The organism is Halomonas almeriensis (assembly GCF_030409235.1).
Classification (GTDB): Bacteria; Pseudomonadota; Gammaproteobacteria; order Pseudomonadales; family Halomonadaceae; genus Halomonas; species Halomonas almeriensis.
Genome location: NZ_JAUFPO010000019.1, coordinates 1 through 3260, shown reverse-complemented (window position 1 = coordinate 3260; position 3260 = coordinate 1). Strand labels below are relative to the sequence as shown.

General features: G+C 54.3%; 2 rRNA genes. Both read right to left on the bottom strand.

What is annotated here, in order from left to right:
• A 5S ribosomal RNA gene (rrf, locus tag QWY74_RS12930) occupies positions 1-58 on the bottom strand; the annotation flags it as partial.
• A gap of 83 nt (positions 59-141) precedes the next feature.
• Positions 142-3029 (bottom strand): 23S ribosomal RNA (locus tag QWY74_RS12925).
• Between the last annotated feature and the right edge of the window lie 231 nt (positions 3030-3260).

The following is a 3260-nucleotide window of genomic DNA, read 5'->3' as shown; positions in this document are numbered from 1 at the left end:
GTTTCACTTCTGAGTTCGGCATGGGATCAGGTGGTTCCCGAACGCTATGATCGTCAGGCGAAAAAAATCAATGTCACCATGCTGATGAGTCGTCTCAACGTACCCGGCAAGCGTCTGTCATCCAGACTCCTTGGGTGTTATATGGTCAAGCCTCACGGGCCATTAGTACCGGTCAGCTTAACGCCTTGCAACGCTTCCACATCCGGCCTATCAACCAGCTCGTCTTGCTGGACCCTTCAGGAGGCTCAAGGCCTCGGGGAGATCTCATCTTGAAGGGGGCTTCCCGCTTAGATGCTTTCAGCGGTTATCCCGTCCGACCTTAGCTACCCGGCAATGCCACGGGCGTGACAACCGGTACACCAGAGGGTCGTCCACTCCGGTCCTCTCGTACTAGGAGCAGCACTTCTCAAATCTCCAACGCCCACGGCAGATAGGGACCGAACTGTCTCACGACGTTCTAAACCCAGCTCGCGTACCACTTTAAATGGCGAACAGCCATACCCTTGGGACCGACTTCAGCCCCAGGATGTGATGAGCCGACATCGAGGTGCCAAACACCGCCGTCGATGTGAACTCTTGGGCGGTATCAGCCTGTTATCCCCGGAGTACCTTTTATCCGTTGAGCGATGGCCCTTCCATTCAGAACCACCGGATCACTAGAACCTACTTTCGTATCTGCTCGACGTGTCTGTCTCGCAGTTAAGCACCCTTATGCTCTTGCACTCAATGCACGATTTCCGACCGTGCTGAGGGTACCTTCGTGCTCCTCCGTTACACTTTGGGAGGAGACCGCCCCAGTCAAACTACCCACCACACACGGTCCTCGATCCGGATAACGGACCTGAGTTAGAACGCCAATGATGCCAGGCTGGTATTTCAAGGGTGGCTCCACGGCAGCTGGCGCTACCGTTTCAAAGCCTCCCAGCTATCCTACACAAGCAACATCAGCGTCCAGTGTGAAGCTGTAGTAAAGGTTCACGGGGTCTTTCCGTCTAGCCGCGGGTACACAGCATCTTCACTGCGATTTCAATTTCACTGAGTCTCGGGTGGAGACAGCGTGGCCATCATTACGCCATTCGTGCAGGTCGGAACTTACCCGACAAGGAATTTCGCTACCTTAGGACCGTTATAGTTACGGCCGCCGTTTACCGGGGCTTCGATCAAGCGCTTCGCCGGAGCTAACGCCATCAATTAACCTTCCGGCACCGGGCAGGCGTCATACCCTATACGTCCGCTTACGCGTTTGCAGAGTACTGTGTTTTTAATAAACAGTTGCAGCCACCTGGTATCTTCGACCGCCTTCTGCTCCCACCGCGAGGGTGTTCACATACTGGCGGCGTGCCTTCTCCCGAAGTTACGGCACCATTTTGCCTAGTTCCTTCACCCGAGTTCTCTCAAGCGCCTTGGGATTCTCACCCTGACCACCTGTGTCGGTTTGGGGTACGGTCTCACTGTATCTGAAGCTTAGAGGCTTTTCCTGGAAGCGTGGCATCGATGACTTCCAGACCGTAGTCTGTTCGTCTCGTCTCTCGGCCTTGGGGTACCGGATTTACCTAATGCCCCAGCCTACTGACTTTCACCAGGACAACCAACGCCTGGCTCACCTAGCCTTCTTCGTCCCCCCATCGCAATACAGTCAGGTACGGGAATATTAGCCCGTTTCCCATCGGCTACGCCTTTCGGCCTCGCCTTAGGGACCGACTCACTCTGCTCCGATTAGCGTCGAACAGAAACCCTTGGTCTTCCGGCGGGGGAGTTTTTCACTCCCCTTATCGTTACTCATGTCAGCATTCGCACTCGTGATACCTCCAGCAAGCCTTTCGACTCACCTTCGTCGGCGTACACGACGCTCCTCTACCGCTCATCCAGAGGATGAACCCGTAGCTTCGGTACCTGGTTTAGCCCCGTTACATCTTCCGCGCAGGCCGACTCGACTAGTGAGCTATTACGCTTTCTTTAAAGGATGGCTGCTTCTAAGCCAACCTCCTAGCTGTCTGAGCCTTCCCACATCGTTTCCCACTTAACCAGGATTTCGGGACCTTAGCTGACGGTCTGGGTTGTTTCCCTTTTCACAACGGACGTTAGCACCCGCTGTGTGTCTCCCACGCTTGCACTCACCGGTATTCGGAGTTTGCCTCGGGTTGGTAAGCCGGGATGGCCCCCTAGCCGAAACAGTGCTCTACCCCCGGCGGTGATACGTGAGGCGCTACCTAAATAGCTTTCGAGGAGAACCAGCTATCTCCGGGCTTGATTAGCCTTTCACTCCGATCCACAAGTCATCCAAAACTTTTTCAACAGTTCCTGGTTCGGTCCTCCAGTTGATGTTACTCAACCTTCAACCTGCTCATGGATAGATCGCCCGGTTTCGGGTCTATATCCAGCGACTGGTCGCCCAGTTAAGACTCGATTTCTCTACGCCTCCCCTATGCGGTTAAGCTCGCCACTGAATATAAGTCGCTGACCCATTATACAAAAGGTACGCGGTCACAGAACTTGCCTGCTCCCACTGCTTGTACGCACACGGTTTCAGGATCTATTTCACTCCCCTCTCCGGGGTTCTTTTCGCCTTTCCCTCACGGTACTGGTTCACTATCGGTCAGCCAGGAGTATTTAGCCTTGGAGGATGGTCCCCCCGTCTTCAGTCAAGGTTACACGTGCCCCGACCTACTCGATTTCACGGGATCAGGCTTTCGACTACGGGGCTATCACCCTGTATCGCTGAGCTTCCCAGCTCATTCGCCTAACCTGTCACCCGCTTAAGGGCTACTCCCCGGTCGCTCGCCGCTACTGGGGGAATCTCGGTTGATTTCTGTTCCTCGGGGTACTGAGATGTTTCAGTTCTCCCGGTTCGCCTCGTTGACCTATGGATTCAGTCAACGATACCTGCCTGATGGCAGGTGGGTTTCCCCATTCAGAGATGTCCGGGTCGCAGGTTGTTTGCCACCTCGCCGAACCTTATCGCAGGCTTCCACGTCTTTCATCGCCTCTGGCTGCCTAGGCATCCACCGTGTGCGCTTCATCGCTTGACCATATAACCCGAAGGAGTCTGGTCGCGATGACAAACGATATTGCCGGATACGCTTGAGACGTATCTCGTGTTCTTTCTTTCGAAAGAACGTTTGTCAGCATGGTTACATTGTTAAAGAGCGACTGTTCGAAGAACAGTCGGAAGTCATCAGAAGGAAGAGGGAAGACCTCTTTCTAAAGACTTGCGACTGGTCTTGAATCAAGTGACTGTCGGGAAGGCATGGTGGAGCCTA